The sequence below is a fragment of the Exiguobacterium sp. s150 genome (assembly GCF_018618435.1).
Lineage (GTDB): Bacteria > Bacillota > Bacilli > Exiguobacteriales > Exiguobacteriaceae > Exiguobacterium > Exiguobacterium alkaliphilum.
The window spans coordinates 1-283 of record NZ_JACSMC010000100.1 but is presented as its reverse complement, the minus strand read 5'-3'; the positions used below and the strand labels follow the sequence as shown (position 1 = coordinate 283).

The following is a 283-nucleotide window of genomic DNA, read 5'->3' as shown; positions in this document are numbered from 1 at the left end:
GCGGTGTCTCCCCGGTTCGGCCTTCGTGCACAGCTCCCGGAACGGGCAGCCGTCGCAGCTCTCGCACTCGTACACACGGAAGTCGCGGGGGAAGCCGTCCCGGTCGGTCCTTTGGGACGCATGGCTGAACGGGAGCCGTCTCCCGTCCGGGCACGTGAACGTGTCGGTCTCGCCATCGTACGCCCAGTTCGCGGTGTTGAACGGGTCCTCGCGCCATTTCTTCTTCTGTTCCTTCCGGTACATCGTGTGCGGGATCAAGGGCAGGCGCCCCCGGCGCTCGAGG

The 283-nt window shown here is 67.1% G+C and carries 1 protein-coding gene; it reads right to left on the bottom strand.

Annotated elements, in window-relative coordinates:
* Positions 1 to 283, bottom strand: a 283-nt coding sequence (locus KNP76_RS15725; protein ID WP_214845058.1) for a transposase, incomplete at both ends; no start/stop codon positions are given.